We start from the raw sequence: 15,308 nt of genomic DNA on the forward strand, positions 1-15,308 counted from the left end.
AAGTACCAACCCAACCTTATGAAACCCGCCCCCACCACCTACCCCGTCCACGAGCTCATCCGCAACCGCTGGAGCCCGCGCTCTTTCGCGGCCCAGCCCGTGGAGCAGGAGAAATTGAACCAAGTGTTTGAAGCTGCCTCCTGGGCCTTCAGCGCCATGAATTTGCAGCCCTGGCAGTACATCTATGCCCACAAGGCCGACACGGCTGCCTTCCAAAAAATCCTCGATTGTCTGGTGCCGGGTAACCAACCCTGGGCCAAAAATGCGCCCGTGCTCATCATCGCCCTGGCCCAAACGGCCAACGCCGACGGCCAGCCCAACGGCGCGGCCATGCACGACCTCGGCGCGGCCAACGCTACCCTCTTCCTCGAAGCCACCGCGCTGGGCCTGCACGGCCACCTCATGGGCGGCTTCGACCGTGAGAAAACCCGCCGCGACTTCAACCTCCCCGATAACCTGACCCCGGCCGTGATAATGGCCCTGGGCTACATCGGCGAAGCCGAGCAACTTGAAGAGCCCTACCTGAGCCGCGAGAAAGCCGCCCGCAGCCGCAAGCCGGTAGCAGAATTCGCCTTCCAGAACGAGCTGCCCGCCTAATGAAAACCCGCCTCACCCGCGCCGCCGACCGCGGCCTCAAAGACATTGGCTGGCTGAAAAGCCACCTCTCGCTCAGCTTCGGCCCCTACCCCGACCCCGAGCGTAGCGGGTTCGGCCTGCTCCGCGTGTTCAACGACGACGTGGTGCAGCCCGGCGGCGGCTTTGGCATTCACGGCCACGCCAACATGGAAATCATTTCGGTGATGCTGGCCGGCAGCATGAACCACAAGGACACCCTCGGCTATACTGAAGTGGTGCACCAGGACTGGGTGCAAATTATGAGCGCCGGCTCCGGCCTGCGCCACGAGGAGCACAACGTGGGCGATACCGACGTGAATTTCCTGCAAATCTGGATTGAGCCCAAGCTCCAGAACATCGGCCCGCGCTACCAGCGCCGCCAGTTCCCGGAAGCCCAGCGCCCCAATAAGCTCACCACCATCGTGAGCAACGAGGAAGGCCAGGCCCACTGCTGGATTAACCAGAACGCCAAGCTCTCCCTCGGCTACTATACCGAAGCCCAAACGGTGGCCTACAGCTTCAAGCCGCTGAATAAGTTGCTGTTTCTGTTCGTCATCAGCGGCTCCGTAACGGTAGCCGGCCAGGAAGTAGGCACCCGCGACAGCCTCGGCATCTGGGAAACGGACAGCGTGAGCCTCGAAGCAGCGGCCGATACCCGGTTTCTGCTCATTGAATGCCCGATTAACCATTAAAAGGTTATTTGAAACGCGTAGAGACGCATAATTGCGTCTCGTCGTTGAACGATATCCGAACGATGCGGCCGACGAGACGCAATTATGCGTCTCTACAACTGGGCTACCAACCCAATAACACAAAAAAGCTGCCCCATACCAGGGCAGCTTTTTTGTTGAATCAAGAACAAGCTAGAATCCCCTAGCCCTGAATAAAGGCCAGCAAATCGGCATTAATAGTCGCAGCCTCCGTGGCAGGCATACCGTGGGGGAAACCGGGGTACGAAATCAATTTCCCATGTTGCAGCAGCTTGATGGACTTGGCGCTGCTGATGGCAAACGGCACGATTTGGTCGTCTTCGCCGTGCAGCAGCAGCACGGGCACGGCCACGCTTTTGAGGTCCTCGGTGAAATCGGTTTCCGAGAAGGCCTTGATGCCGAGGTAGTGGGCATTGGCTCCGCCGTTCATGCCCTGCCGCCACCAGTTGTCGCGGATGCCCTGCTTTATCTGGGCTCCTTCGCGGTTGTAACCATAGAAGGGCATGGAGAAATCCTGGAAGTATTGCGCCCGGTTGGTGGCCGTGCTCTCCCGGATTTCATCAAATACCGACATGGGCACGCCGTCGGGGTTAGTGGGGGTTTGCGCCATCAGGGGCGGCACGGCGCTGATGAGCACCGCCTTGGCCACGCGGCCCTTCGCCGCCCGGGCGGCGTAGCGGATGGCTACCCCTCCGCCCGTAGAATGACCGATGTGCACGGCATCCTTCAGGTCGAGGTGGTCGACCAGTTCGATGATATCGGCCACGTAGGTGTCCATGTCGTGGCCGGTTGAGCTTTGCCCCGAGCGGCCGTGCCCGCGGCGGTCGGCCGCGATAACCCGGTAGCCCTTATTCAGGAAAAACATCAGCTGGGAATCCCAGTCGTCGCTCGACAGCGGCCACCCGTGGTGAAACACCAGCGGCTGGCCCGTGCCCCAGTCCTTGTAATAGATTTCGGTTCCGTCTTTTACCGTGATTGTTGCCATAAGTACGTTGCAGTAAATAAGGTGAGAAAAGGCGTCAGGGCACCGGCGTTGTGGTATGCCGCCCGGCAGCCCTGCCTTGTAAAGCTAACCGCCAGGCGCCAGAATATAATGTTTCCTAAATATTATCTATTTCCTCAACAGCATCCGCCGAGGTGAGCCGGCTCCCCGCGCCTACCGGCCGCAGCCCACACCCGCAACACCAAAAACGCGCCGCTGCTCCGGTTACGGGAGCGGCGGCGCGTTTCACGTTTCTGGGGCTTCTGATTCGCTAAGCGCTGGCCGGAACACAACGCGCCTTCGCAACATCCGCCCCGGCCTCTATCCACGCTACGCAAGCGTCAATATCATCCTTCGGATTCACCCACGCCACCGGATGTGGCACTTTCAGCACCTTCTTGTGCTCGCTGAAAAGGTCGAAAACATTCGTTTCCATCGACAACACGACTTTGTCAGTCGTCAGCGCATTTTCCAGCAAATGCAGGTCCTTCAATATCTCCTGTCGCACCGCTTCGGTACATGCTATTTTTTTGGCCCGGGCTGCTAATCCACTATCCGGCTCTGGTGCCAGAATGTGCCAGAGCTTTTTTGCCTTCATGCGAACCAGCCACCGCTTAGAATAACCCGACTGATGCTTTTGCCACTCCATGAACTGCGTAGCCGATAGCACAACATAGTGCTGTCCGTCAAACATCGTTTCCATCACCCGTCGGCAGGCATCCGAAACCGGATGCAGGCTTTCGCTAGCTGAACGTGCCACATTGGTATCCACCACGAGGCGGCGCGAAGTAGTTGGCAGCCGCATTATTTCACCGCGTTGCCAAAGTGCCGCATCCCTACCGCCGTCAGGTACGCATCCTGCGCCTTCAACTCCACATCCCCGAAATCCTCCGGCCACTCCCCATACGCCCCGTCCTCGTCGGGTTGCACATAATCTACCGTCGTCGCCCCCTTGGCATCCCGCGCAAACCAGTGCAGTGCCACGTCGGTATTCTTGATTTTATCTTGTGCAATTAGCGTTTGCACCGTCAGCAGCAACAAGCTACTGTGCGTTTCCACTATAACGCGCACGCCCCGGTTGGCAGCCTCGGCCAGCAGCTCCGCCATTGCTACTTGCGCCCGGGGGTGCAAATGCAGCTCCGGCTGCTCCACGTACACTATCTGCCCCTCCTGCGCCGCGATGAGAGCAACCAGTATCGGCAGCACCTGCGATACGCCGATACCCACATCGGCAATGTTCACCATGTCGGCTTTGCGAGGCTTGCCCTTGCTGCCGGCGGGCAGGCGGCTCACGCTTAGCTCTACTTCGTTGGCGTTTTTCACTTTCGCCGTGACGGAATCGGTGAGGCCGAGGCGGCGCAGGTAGTCGTTGAGTTTCGCTAGTTTCTCAGTGTCTTGTTGCTGCTGCCACTGGCTGACGGTGCCGGCAGCATAAAGGTCGAAGGTGCCTTTTATTTGCTCTTTGAAGAAAGTAGCTGCATAACTGCGCTGTGGCGCGCCACGCAAACCTGGTATATGCATGAGCGAAGCAAGACTTGTTTCTAAATACGCTCCGCTGCTGGTCGTTCGCTTTTTATCGTCCTTGCCGATGTAATGAAGTTCTAAAAAACCATTGTGATATTCCGTCCACAAAGATTTAATGGGCTCTCCTTCGTATTCATTTATTGCTGCTAGAAGGATATTTGGCATATCCTCTTCGGTGAATTCAGGCTCAATTCTTACTCTGTAATTTTCGTCATTTTCAGATACTGTTTGCTGCGAAATGAGACGGAAATTTGTGCCGTCTTTACTATATGCGAATTCAATAGAAATTGGAATATTAGAGTTGACCATTTTATTGAAGCCTACTGACGTTAAAACAAACGGGCTTTCGGAATTAGAACCAATCTTACTTACCAATTCCGCCGCCGTTTCCGCCTGCACGTGCGCCCCACTCAGCACCAGCGCCCCGGCCGGCTGATACGGCGCTTCCATCGTCTGCTTAATCAACAGCAGCGGCTGCATGATGCTCGATTTCCCCGAGCTATTCGTGCCCGTCAGCAGCGTCAGCGGCCGCACGTGTAGCGTGGCATCCACCAACGACTTATACCCCTGTACCCGGATTTCCTCGATGAGCATGTACGGCGGGCGGTTAGCCGGCGCGGGTGCCGGCGCAGAAATTGTTTTTTTAGCCATAGCGGCAAAGTAAGCCCCTGCCGTGCAGATTCAGGCCCACTTGCCCGCCGGCGGGAATAGGTACGGGGCCCCCATTCCCTGATAATCCCAACAATTTTTCCTACCTAGCGCCACGCTTTCCCTACCTCCCGCCCCAGCGCTCCTACCTGCCGCCGCGCCTTTCCTACCTTCCGCCTCAACCTTTCTACCTCCCGCCCCGCCTTTCCGGCCTTCGGCCCCGGCTCTCCTACCTCCCGCCCCACGTCTCCGACGTCCCGCCCCGGGCTTCCGAATCAAGGATTCGGAGAGCCGAACCCCCGCCCCGCCTTTCCTCCCCCCGGCCGCGCCTTTCCGCGCTCCGCCCCCTGCTGCGTCTCCCATTTTTTTCATTGTTTTCTTCCCCAAACACATGCTCACCGCCAAGCAGGACAACCGCCTCAGCGCCGCCGAAACCCTCTCTGCCGCCCTCAAAACTGACCCCAGCCCCTATGCCAATGACAAGGCGCTGCAAACCGTAGCTCAGCGCCTCGACGAAATCATTGCTGACATGCAGCCCCTGCGCACCGCCACCCAGCGCACGGCCAATGCCGGAGCCCCCGCCGGCGGCAAGTCCGACAAGGAAACCGCCCGCGAAACCCTCGCCATCGTTACCGCCGAAATCGCCGGCGATGTCTTCGCCTACGCTTCTGAAAAGAAGCTCCCCGCCCTGCAAGCCCTCGCCGACTACAACGAAACCGGCATGCTCAAGCTGCGCGGCTCCCGCCTCTCCGACGTCGCCACCGCCCTGCTCGCCGAGCTGCCCAACCACAAAACCGTGCTCGAAGACGAATACGGCATCGACAAAGCCCGCATCAAGGAATTAGCCGAAGCCATCGCCGCCTTCAACGGCCTGAAAACCGCCCCCCGCCAGGCCCAGGTCGACGGCAAGGCCACCCGCGTGAGCCTCCGCGCCGAGTTTGCCGAGCTCGGCACCCTGCTCAAAGACCGTTTCCAGCGCCTCATGCGCAAATACAAGCGCCGCGATGCCGACTTCTACAACCGCGTCATGGATGCCCGCGCCGTGGTCGACCGCCCCGGCTCGGCCGGCCGCGCCGATGCGGCCCCGCCCAAAGCCTAGGCTGCCCCATCACCCGCTTGTTTCAAAGCCCGCTGCCCCGCAGCGGGCTTTTTCCATGAACAACCGCCACCCTCCCTACGTACTCCGCCCTCACTCCTTTCCCGCCCAAACATCATGGCCGAAACCACCCTCAAAGCCGTCGCCGCCAAAATGGCGAAGCTCGACATCGCCCTGCTCACCACCCACACCAGCCGCGGCCACCTCAGCACCCGCCCCATGAGCAACAACGGCGATGTGGAATACGACGGCAATTCCTACTATTTCACCTACGAAGGCTCCCGCACCGTCGCCGACATCACCGAAAACCCGCACGTCAGCCTCGGCTTCTCCGGCCCCGATTGGCTTTATGTATCCGTAGTGGGCACCGCCACCCTCATCCGCCAAAAAGCCACGCTCGAAAAGCACTGGCTGCCCGAGCTCAAGCGCTGGTTCAAAGACGGGATTGATACCCCCGGCATCGTGCTCATCCGCGTGCAGGCCAAGCGCATCAAGTTCTGGCACGGCGAACAGGATGGCGAAGTGACGCTGTAGCCGTCAGGAATTGTAGAGCGTCAGTCAGGCAAAAAGGCCGTCATGCTGAGCGCAGTCGAAGCATCTCTACCGCGTAACTAATCCAATCGAAAGGGTTTACTATTGCGGTAGAGATGCTTCGGCTCCGCTCAGCATGACGTTCTATAACGGGGTTCTCCCAACTCCTACCCTCCTAACCATCCCACCCTCCTACCCAAAAATCATGAAACACCTCGTCGTCCTTACCGGTGCCGGCGTCTCGGCCGAGTCCGGCATCCGCACCTTCCGCGACACCAACGGCCTCTGGGAAGAGCACCGCGTCGAAGACGTAGCCTCCCCCGAAGGCTTCGCCCGCAATCCCGCCCTGGTGCTTGATTTCTACAACCAGCGCCGCGCCCAGGCCCGCACCGTACAGCCCAACGCCGCCCACCTGGCCCTGGCCGGCTTCGAGGAAGAGCCCAACTGGCGCGTCAGCATCATCACCCAAAACGTGGACGACCTGCACGAACGCGCCGGCTCCACCGACGTGCTGCACCTGCACGGCATGCTCAACCAGATGCGCTCCGTAGCCGATGAAATCACCGTCTACGACTGCCCCGGCGACATCAACCTCGGCGACCTTGCCCCCGACGGCCACCAGCTCCGCCCCCACATCGTCTGGTTCGGCGAGATGGTGCCCGCCATCGAAGAAGCCGCCGAAACCGTCACTACCGCCGATGCCCTTCTAATAGTCGGCACCTCCCTGCAAGTGTACCCGGCGGCCGGCCTGCTCCACTACGCCCCCGCCACCTGCCCCGTCTTCGTCATCGACCCGCACCAGCCCGAGGCCGGCCGCCGCGGCGTACGCTACGTGGCCGAGGCGGCCAGTACGGGCGTGCCCAAGGTGCTGAAGGAGCTGGCAGGGGAAGGGTGATTAGAATCTATTTGTCATCCTGAGCACAGCGAAGGACCTTATCGCCGCTGAACAGCTTGCAGTAATTTCTATCGACAGCGAGCGTGATAAGGTCCTTCGCTCCGCTCAGGATGACAGATAGACCATACGTCACCCGTCATTCCATTATCGAAAAATTTCATCCACCGAATACCTTCTCTTTTCTACCTTAGCGCCATGTACAGACTCGTCACCAAATACCAGCTGTTCGGCCTACGCAACGAACACGACGCCGCCCACCAGCACAATCACATGATGCTTAGGCCAGTTGCGGGAGCCCCCGAAGCCTTCAATACCGAACAAGCCGCCTTCGACTGGGCCCTGAGCAACCACGAAGACCTGCGCCACCACCCCGAATTTGTGGTCCTGCCCGTGCACCACATGGTGATGGCCGACCCAATGGACGTGTAAGCCCGCCCTATGTCCACCCCGCCCACCCGCGGCTTCTGGCGCGAATTCTGGCCCAAAGCCCTTATCATCGTGGGCATCGTCGTGGTGCTGTGGCTGCTTGAGCGCGCCGGCATTATTCGCCGCTGGTAATCCAATACTCCCTTTTCGCGCTGGTCCGCCTGCCCCCGGTAGGCGGACCAGTCGCGTTTTTCCCTGCCCACTTTTCATGGCTTCCGCATTTGGCCACGCCGCCCTGGGGGCCACCCTGGGCAAGCTCCTGCTCCCAGACCATCGGCACTGGCCCTACTGGGTGGCCGCCGCCCTCTGCGCCGCCCTGCCCGATGTGGATTCGATAGGCTACCGCCTGGGCGTGCCTTACGACAGCCTCTGGGGCCATCGGGGGCTGACGCACTCACTGCTGGCCGCCATTGTAGTAGCTGCCATAGGCACTTTGCTGGCCCAGTTGGCCCGCCCCGGCCAGCGGCCACCCGCCGCGCGACTGGCGCTGCTGCTGTTCCTGGCCACCGCCTCGCACGGCGTGCTCGATGCCCTTACCACCGGCGGCCTGGGTGTGGCATTCTTCAGCCCCTGGCACCTGGAGCGCTACTTCTTCCCCTTCCGGCCCATCAAAGTATCACCCCTGAGCATCCGGGGCTTCTTCGGAGCCAGGGGGCTGCGAGTGCTGGCCAGTGAAGCCCTATGGGTGGGCCTGCCGTGCCTGCTGTTGCTGGGCTGGCAGAGGCTATGGGTTGGTCGGAGCGAGGAAAAACTGGTGCAGCGCTAGTCCGCTAGGTCAATGAGCTACCCTATCAGCGGCGTATCGGCCCATAGCCCCAGCGGGGCGGCATATCGGTAGAAACGACAGCTGCTAAAATTTCAAAAGCCCCAGCGGGGCGACACTCGTTCGACGAATGTCGCCCCGCTGGGGCTTTAACGTCAATTCTATAGGACTTACTACCGATATGCCGCCCCGCTGGGGCTGGCCCGACATGCCGCAACTTAGTTAAATTGAATACTGGTACCCTATTCCCCCAGCCACTGCCGGGCATAGGCGGCAAACTCTGCTTCATTAAACGCAGCCGCCACTATTCCAACGTAGCCATCGGGCCGCACGAGGTACACGGTGCCCGGCGTTTCGGCAGCGGCGGGAGCAACTTCTGTGACGGCCAATGAATGCGCTGCCGCCCACGCCCGCGCCGCCGGCACCGGGCCCACATGCAGCAGATGCCAGCCCACGGGCCGCAACGCCTCGTAGCGCCCGGCGGCCCAGGGCAGCCGCTGGCCGCCCGCCACGCTGCCTGCCCGCCCCTGGCTCAAAGGCGAATGCGGGTACTTAATGCCAATCTGGGAGATGGTGCGAAACATCAGCCGGCGGATGGCGGGCACACGCACGGCCAGCGGCAGCAGCAGCGGGGCCACCCAGCTGCGCACGAAGCTGGCCCACGCCGTGGCCCGCGTGGCCCCGGTGAAGGCGCGGTCGGTAGTAGCCACCAGCTGCCGGGCAAAGGGAATGCGCTCCGCCTCGTAGGTATCGAGCAGGGCCTCGGGGGCGGCGTGTTGCAGCATGGCAGCGATTTTCCAGCCCAGGTTCACGGCATCGCCGAGGCCGGTGTTCATGCCCTGCCCGCCGGCTGGGCTGTGGATGTGGCCCGCATCACCTACCAGAAATGCCCGACCCTGCCGGAAATGGTCGGCCACCCGGTGATGCACCCGATAGGTGGCAAACCAGCTCACCGACTGCACCCGGACGTGCTCGGCCGCCTCCAGTCCCGGCTGCACGGCGGCGAAGCTGGCGGCTTCCGCGGCCAGCCCATCCGGCAGCAGGCCGATGACGCGCATCCGCCCCTGCGGCATCGGGAAGAAGGCATTGAAGGTGCGCGGGGCCAGCGACACTTCCAGCAGTCGCCCCAGCCGGGCATCCACGTCCAAGCCCTCGGTTACGGTATCGGCCACGAAAAAAACCTGCTCATACGTCCCGCCCGGAAAGCCGATGCCCAGCGCGTGCCGCACGGCGGAGTGCGCCCCATCGCAGCCCGCTACGTATGCGGCAGCCACCGTTTCGGGCGGCTGGCCGGGGGCTTGCAGCGTGGCGGTGGCTCCGGCCGCGTCCTGCGTGAGACCGGTGAGGCTAGTGTTCCATTCCACGGCCACGCCGTGGGTGGCCAGCGCCTCGCGCAGCAGCCGTTCGGTCTGGTCCTGCGAGATGGTCAGGGCAAAGGGAAACGGGCTCAGCCCCTCACCGATGCGGCCCAATGGCAGCTTGGCCGCCACGCGACCTTTCCGGCGCAGGGCCACGCCACGCACCATTTCGCCCTGAGCCACGAATGTATCGGCCAGCCCGTGCCGGTCGAGCAGCTCCAGAGTGCGGGCGTGCATGACCAGGGCCCGGCTCAGGGGCGACGGGCCGGGCAGCGGGTCGATAATGCGGGGCCGCACGCCGTGGCGGCACAGTTCCAGCGCCAGCATCAACCCCGAGGGGCCGGCCCCGGCAATCAGCACGTTAGCAGCAGTTGAATTCATCGGCGAAGGCGGCCCGTTGGGCGGTAAATATAGGCGAATGTGTCTTTCAAGCCGCTGGAAATAACCGCACCCTACTCCTCTGCCGTAGAAGAAGGCTATATCTTCTTCGCTTATGCCTTTTCGCTACGTTCGCGCCCTCTTTGCGGGGCTACTTCTTACTGCTTCGGTTCCCGGTTTTGCCCAGGCCCCGGCCCACACCGTTTTCCTGCTGGGCAACACCGCCCAGGCCGAGCTGCCCACCGCCCGCCTCAAGCTACTACGTGCTACGCTGGAGCAGCAAACCGGTCCTTTCACCGTGGTGCACCTCGGCGATATCGTGGGTAATACCGGCCTGGTGGCCAAAAGCGACACCGCCCTGGCCCAAGCCGAGCGCGACCGCGCCGACCAGCTCATTGCCCTGGTAAAGGACTTACCGCAGGGCAAAATCTACTTCCTGCCCGGCGATAAGGACTGGGCTAACTCCGGCCCCGCCGGCCTCAAAGCCGTGCGCCGCCTCGAAAAATACATCGAGCAGCAGCTGCCCGGCCAGAATGCCTTCATCCCCACCAACGGCTGCCCCGGTCCCGAAGTGGTGGACGTGGCCCCGCTGGTGCGCCTCGTGGCCATCAATACCCCATGGTTCACTCATCCCTTCGACCGCCCCGAAGCACCCGACACTGACTGTAAGACTCTCACCAAGGAGGAATTCCGCGAGCAGCTGCAGGACCTGATTGACGAAACCAAGAACAAGAACGTGCTGCTGCTGGGCCACCACCCGGTGGTTACCAACGGCGTGTATGGCGGCCACGAGCCGCTTTCGCGCCACCTCAGCCCGCCGGTGTTCGGCACCATCTACGCGGCCTACCGCCAGAACGTGGGCACCCCGCGCGACCTCGCCAACCCGCGCTACCAGGAGTTGAAAAAAGAGCTGCTGAACACGCTGCAAAGCAACCCCGGCGTGATTTACGCCGCCGCCCACGACTTTAGCCTGCAAATCACGCCCTTTCAGGGCAACTACCACGTGGTGAGCGGCAGCTTTGCCGAGAGTGAGCATGTGGGGGCCAAAGGCCAGTCGCTTTACAGCAAAAGTGAGGAAGGCTATACTACACTCGAATACTTCGCCGATGGCACCGTGAAGACGCACGTTTTCACCTTCGATGACAAAGGCCAGGCGGCCAAAGACGCTTACTCCGCCACCCTCTTTCGCTCAGGCTGCGCCGAGGGTGGCGACCAGAAAGCCCCCGCCAACCCGTTCATCACCAACTGCCCCGGCGCTACCAAAACCGTAGCTGAAGCCAAACCCGACGCGCCTTTCCAGGCCACGACCACCGTGGTGCCCGGCCCGGAATACAAGCCCACCGGCAGCCGTAATTTCTTCATCGGCAAAATCTACCGTTCGTCGTGGCTGCAACCCGTCACGGTGAAAACGCTGGATTTGAGCGCCGAAAAAGGCGGTCTGCGCCCCACCGGCAAGGGCGGCGGACGCCAGACCACTTCCCTCAAGCTCATTGCGGCCGACAGTGCGGAATACGTTTTCCGCTCCGTGGACAAGGACGTGACCAAGATTCTGCCGCCCGAGCTGCGCAACTCCATTGCCTCGGATGTGCTGCGCGACGTAACGGCCACGGCCAACCCGTACAGCAACCTGCCCATCAGCTATATGCTGGACCAGACGGACATTCTGCACGCCCGTCCGCGCCTGTTCCGCCTGCCCGACAACCAGCAACTCGGCCCCTACCGCGCCGAATATGCCAATCTGCTCGGCACCCTCGAAGACTCGCCAAAAGACCCCAAGCCCAACCTGCCCGGCTTCGGCGGCTCCGATGAGGTAACGCGCAGCTTCGGCCTGTTTCGCAAGCTCTACAAGGACCACGACAACAAGGTGGACGAGCCCGCTCTGGCCCGCGCCCGCGCCTTCGACATGCTGGTGGCCGATTTCGGCAAGCACGAGGACAACTGGAAATGGGCCGGCTACAAGCAGAAGGACGGCGGCACGCTCTACCGCCCCATCCCGCGCGACCGCGACCAGAGCTTCACCCTCTGGAATGGCTTCCTCACCTACCTCGCCAACCGCGAGTGGGCCGTGCCCAGCATCGAAGGTTTTGAAACCAAGTTTCAGGACATGAAAAGCCTGAACTGGCCCGCCCGCCACCTCGACAGGTTCCTGCTCCAGGACCTCACCCGCGAGCAGTGGCAGGAAGCCGCTAAATATCTACAAGCCAAAATCACGCCTGCCGTTATCGACGGGGCCACGGCCCAACTCCCGGCCGAAATCCAGTCCTTGTCGGCGCAGGATATCAACCGCAAGCTAAAGGCCCGTATTCAGGAATTGCCTAAGGCTATCGATGAATACTACCTCCTACTGGCCCGCCGCGTCGACGTGGTTGGCTCCAACAAGGGCGAAGTTTTCCAGGTGAACCGGCTGCCCGGCGGCCAGGTGCGCGTGCAGATGTTTGACCGCGCTGGCGACACCGAAAACCCCAAAGGCGCGGCTCTGTTCGACCGCACCTTCAACCCCAACGAAACGCAGGAAGTTTGCCTCTACGGCCTCGGCGGCAAGGACGTATTCACTGTGACGGGCGACGGTGGCAAGCACAGCATTCTAGTGCGCGTGATTGGCGGCGACGGCAAGGATAAAATTGCCGACAACTCCACCGCCAGCGGTCTGCGCCGCCTCACCAAAGTCTACGACTTGCCCGATACCGAATTACAGCTTGGCTCGGAATCGGACAACCGCACCAGCACACGCCCCGGCGTGAATGAATACGACCGGGAGCAGTTCGAATTCAACAGCTACCGGCCCAGCATCGGCCTGTTCTACAACGCCAACGACGGATTCGGTGCCAGCGCGGGCATCACCTTCCTGCGCCAGGGCTTCCGCAAGCCGGGGTATAAGAATATGTACTCGTTCGATGTGCAGGGCAGTATCAACGGCTTGTTCCAGCTCACGGCCAGCACGCGGCACCGCTATGCCATTGGCAAAGTTGACGTGGGAGCCACGGCCAGCTACGGCAGCTACTTCCCCTTCTACCGCTTCTTCGGGCTGGGCAACAACACCGGCTTCGACCAGACGCTGTACGACAACAAATTCTACAACGCCCGCTACCAGGGCTACACCGTGAATGCCTTCCTGGAGCGCACCTTCCTCCAGCGCAGCGTTATCCGCGTCGGCCCCACGTATGAGAATTATACCAGCAGCTTTGGCGACAATACCTACCTCGGCACCATCAACACCCGCCCGGCCGACGTGCGGCCCAACACCAGCCAGCAGAGCTTAGTTGGCCTGAACGGCGTGTTCGACCTCGACCTGCGCAACCGTCCCGGCTTCGCCCAGCGTGGCGTCCGCATCCGCGTGCAACACGACAGCTACTACCAGCTCACCAGCACCAAAAGCAACTTCGGACTCACTCAAGGTTTCGCCGAATACTACGGCACGGCCAAAATCGGCATCCCCGTCACCCTCGTGCTGAAAGGAGGCGGCGCCAAAAACTACGGCCCCGACAACGACATTCCCTTCTACAAATTTGCCAGCCTGGGCCAGAACGAAGGCCTGCGCGGCTACTACCGCAACCGCTTCAGCGGCGATGCCAGCCTCTACTACAACACAGAATTGCGCCTCGCCCTCGGCCAGGTCAAAAATGGTTTCCTGCCCTTCTACTACGGCGTATTTGGCTTCTACGACCAGGGCCGCGTGTACTACCAGGGTGCTTCGCCAAGCGGCTGGCACTCGGGCTACGGTGCGGGCTTCTACATCGCCCCGGTGGTCGAAACGCTGGCCTTCGCCGTATCCTATCAGAAGTCGGTGGAAAGCTCGCTCATTCAGTTCGGGCTGGGTTTCCGGTTGGATAAGTAATTAAACAAGTAGTAGGTGCGGGGCTTGCCCCCGCCCGTCGCTGAACGACTGTTGTTCAACGACGGGCGGGGGCAAGCCCCGCACCCTACTTCACGAACCGACCTCTCTAACGGCCTCAATTGCCGCAACGTCGACCCGTACCGGCCATTGGCCGAATGCCGTGCCGCCCGATGTAACCTTCGGCTACCTTCGAGGTCTATGCCAAAACAGCCGGCCGAAACCAGTCCGGCCCTTTTCGGTTACCCTCCTATGTTATCTTGGCTCCGCGCCTCTTTTCTACGGCAAAAACGCGCCGTGGCCGCCGGGCCGCTACTCATCCTGGGCATTGCGCTTACCGCGCACGGCCAAGACGCGCCACCCCTCCCGGCCTCCGCCGATATCGTGGACGTGGCCCGACTGGCCTTCCCGCGCCTGCCCGCCCACGATTCGCTTTCTCTACAACACGGCCAGAAGGCCCTACTGGTGGTGCCCGTACTCGGCTACACCCAGCAAACCGGTGGCATCGCACAGCTGGCGTTCAGCCTAGCCTTCGCTCGCCCGGCAGCCAACGTCTCAACCGTGCTGGCCGGGGCGGCCTACACCGCCAACGACCAGCTCATCATCACGGCCACCTCCTCCATCTGGCTGCCCGATAACCGCTGGTATTTCGTGGGCGACTGGCGGCTGATGCGCTATCCCCAAAGCACCTACGGCCTGGGCATGTACACCAGCACCACCGACCGCGTGGTGAGCATGAACTACGACTACCTGCGCATCTACGAAAGCGCCCTCCGACGCGTGGCCCCGGCCTGGTACGCGGGCCTGGGCTATCAGCTCGACTACCATTGGGACATCGTGAGCCGTAACAGCTTCCGCGAGGTGAGCCGGATTTCGCGCTACCGCTACGGGATTGAGGGCACATCGGTGTCGTCGGGGCCGGTTTTGTCGATTTTGCACGACAGTCGCGCCAATGCCATCAACCCGCAAGGCGGCGAATATCTCAGCACCCAACTGCGCACCAATCTGAAGTCTTTCGGCAGCACCACCGCCTCCGAAATGCTGCTTATCGACGCCCGCACCTACCTGCACCCCTCGCCGCGCTCAGCCAATATCCTGGCTTTCTGGTCCTACAACGCCGTCACCATCGCCGGCAATCCGCCCTTCCTCGACCTGCCCAGCACCGGCTGGGACACGTACAGCAACACCGGCCGCGGTTTCATCCAGGGCCGGTTTCGGGGCGATGACCTGCTCTACGGCGAGGTCGAATACCGTTACGGCATCAGCCGCAACCACCTGCTGGGTGGCGTGGTGTTCGCCAATGCTCAAAGCGTGACCGAGCAGGAAAGCCGGCGCTTCGAAAAAATAGTACCCGCCGCCGGGGCCGGCCTGCGCGTCCGCCTCAACAAGGTTTCCAACACCAATCTGGCCATCGACTACGGCTTCGGAGCCGACGGCTCCAATGGCCTTTCGCTAAACCTGGGTGAGGTTTTTTGAGTAAGCAAGGATTCAGCCCGCCCGCCTGCCGGGCAACCAAAATCGATGCCCAAAGCCCCGCCCGGCGGCTTACC

Annotated in this window: 13 protein-coding genes; 9 read left to right on the forward strand and 4 right to left on the reverse strand. The window is 61.7% G+C overall.

The features are described 5' to 3' along the window. The first annotated feature begins 18 nt into the window (after window positions 1-18). Window positions 19-597, forward strand: coding sequence for a nitroreductase family protein (locus tag AAFH49_RS10260; RefSeq protein WP_342297850.1), 579 nt, complete (start codon window positions 19-21; stop codon window positions 595-597). Then, entirely contained in the window at window positions 597-1,307 is a 711-nt protein-coding gene (locus tag AAFH49_RS10265) for a pirin family protein (RefSeq protein ID WP_342297851.1), read from the forward strand. The genes AAFH49_RS10260 and AAFH49_RS10265 overlap by 1 nt, the downstream gene beginning before the upstream one ends. A 181-nt stretch (window positions 1,308-1,488) precedes the next feature. Here the strand turns inward: AAFH49_RS10265 and AAFH49_RS10270 are convergent, their stop codons facing one another. The 3 genes from AAFH49_RS10270 to AAFH49_RS10280 all read right to left on the reverse strand — a co-directional run bounded on the left by AAFH49_RS10270 (window position 1,489) and on the right by AAFH49_RS10280 (window position 4,482). Continuing rightward, window positions 1,489-2,310, reverse strand: a complete 822-nt coding sequence (locus AAFH49_RS10270; protein ID WP_342297852.1) for an alpha/beta fold hydrolase — start codon at window positions 2,308-2,310, stop codon at window positions 1,489-1,491. A gap of 268 nt (window positions 2,311-2,578) precedes the next feature. Then, window positions 2,579-3,082 (reverse strand): hypothetical protein, encoded by a 504-nt coding sequence (locus tag AAFH49_RS10275; protein ID WP_342297853.1) that lies wholly within the window; start codon window positions 3,080-3,082, stop codon window positions 2,579-2,581. A 29-nt stretch (window positions 3,083-3,111) separates the two neighbouring features. Beyond that, a complete protein-coding gene (locus AAFH49_RS10280; RefSeq protein ID WP_342297854.1) occupies window positions 3,112-4,482 on the reverse strand; it encodes an AAA family ATPase in 1,371 nt (456 codons plus the stop codon). Between the two features lie 388 nt (window positions 4,483-4,870). On the opposite strand from AAFH49_RS10280, the gene AAFH49_RS10285 reads away from it, so the two are divergent. The 5 genes from AAFH49_RS10285 (at window position 4,871) to AAFH49_RS10305 (ending at window position 8,193) form a co-directional block, all read left to right on the forward strand. Beyond that, window positions 4,871-5,578 (forward strand): hypothetical protein, encoded by a 708-nt coding sequence (locus AAFH49_RS10285; RefSeq protein ID WP_342297856.1) that lies wholly within the window; start codon window positions 4,871-4,873, stop codon window positions 5,576-5,578. 114 nt (window positions 5,579-5,692) lie between these two features. After that, complete coding sequence (locus tag AAFH49_RS10290; RefSeq protein ID WP_342297857.1) at window positions 5,693-6,109, forward strand: pyridoxamine 5'-phosphate oxidase family protein; 417 nt, start codon at window positions 5,693-5,695, stop codon at window positions 6,107-6,109. A gap of 202 nt (window positions 6,110-6,311) precedes the next feature. Next, window positions 6,312-7,001: an SIR2 family NAD-dependent protein deacylase gene (locus AAFH49_RS10295; RefSeq protein ID WP_342297859.1), complete on the forward strand. Its 690-nt coding sequence runs from the start codon at window positions 6,312-6,314 to the stop codon at window positions 6,999-7,001. Window positions 7,002-7,196: 195 nt separating this feature from the next. Continuing rightward, a complete protein-coding gene (locus AAFH49_RS10300) occupies window positions 7,197-7,430 on the forward strand; it encodes a hypothetical protein (RefSeq protein ID WP_342297861.1) in 234 nt (77 codons plus the stop codon). Window positions 7,431-7,635: 205 nt separating this feature from the next. Continuing rightward, entirely contained in the window at window positions 7,636-8,193 is a 558-nt protein-coding gene (locus tag AAFH49_RS10305; protein ID WP_342297863.1) for a metal-dependent hydrolase, read from the forward strand. Between the two features lie 239 nt (window positions 8,194-8,432). On the opposite strand, the gene AAFH49_RS10310 is transcribed toward AAFH49_RS10305, so the two are convergent. Further along, entirely contained in the window at window positions 8,433-9,929 is a 1,497-nt protein-coding gene (locus AAFH49_RS10310) for an FAD-dependent monooxygenase (protein ID WP_342297865.1), read from the reverse strand. Between the two features lie 112 nt (window positions 9,930-10,041). On the opposite strand from AAFH49_RS10310, the gene AAFH49_RS10315 reads away from it, so the two are divergent. After that, complete coding sequence (locus AAFH49_RS10315; protein ID WP_342297867.1) at window positions 10,042-13,761, forward strand: BamA/TamA family outer membrane protein; 3,720 nt, start codon at window positions 10,042-10,044, stop codon at window positions 13,759-13,761. Window positions 13,762-14,010: 249 nt separating this feature from the next. Beyond that, the gene (locus AAFH49_RS10320) at window positions 14,011-15,234 is read left to right on the forward strand and encodes a BamA/TamA family outer membrane protein (protein WP_342297869.1); all 1,224 of its coding nucleotides are present in this window, start codon (window positions 14,011-14,013) and stop codon (window positions 15,232-15,234) included. Window positions 15,235-15,308: the final 74 nt, after the last annotated feature.

The organism is Hymenobacter segetis, assembly GCF_038448715.1.
GTDB classification, from domain to species: domain Bacteria; phylum Bacteroidota; class Bacteroidia; order Cytophagales; family Hymenobacteraceae; genus Hymenobacter; species Hymenobacter segetis.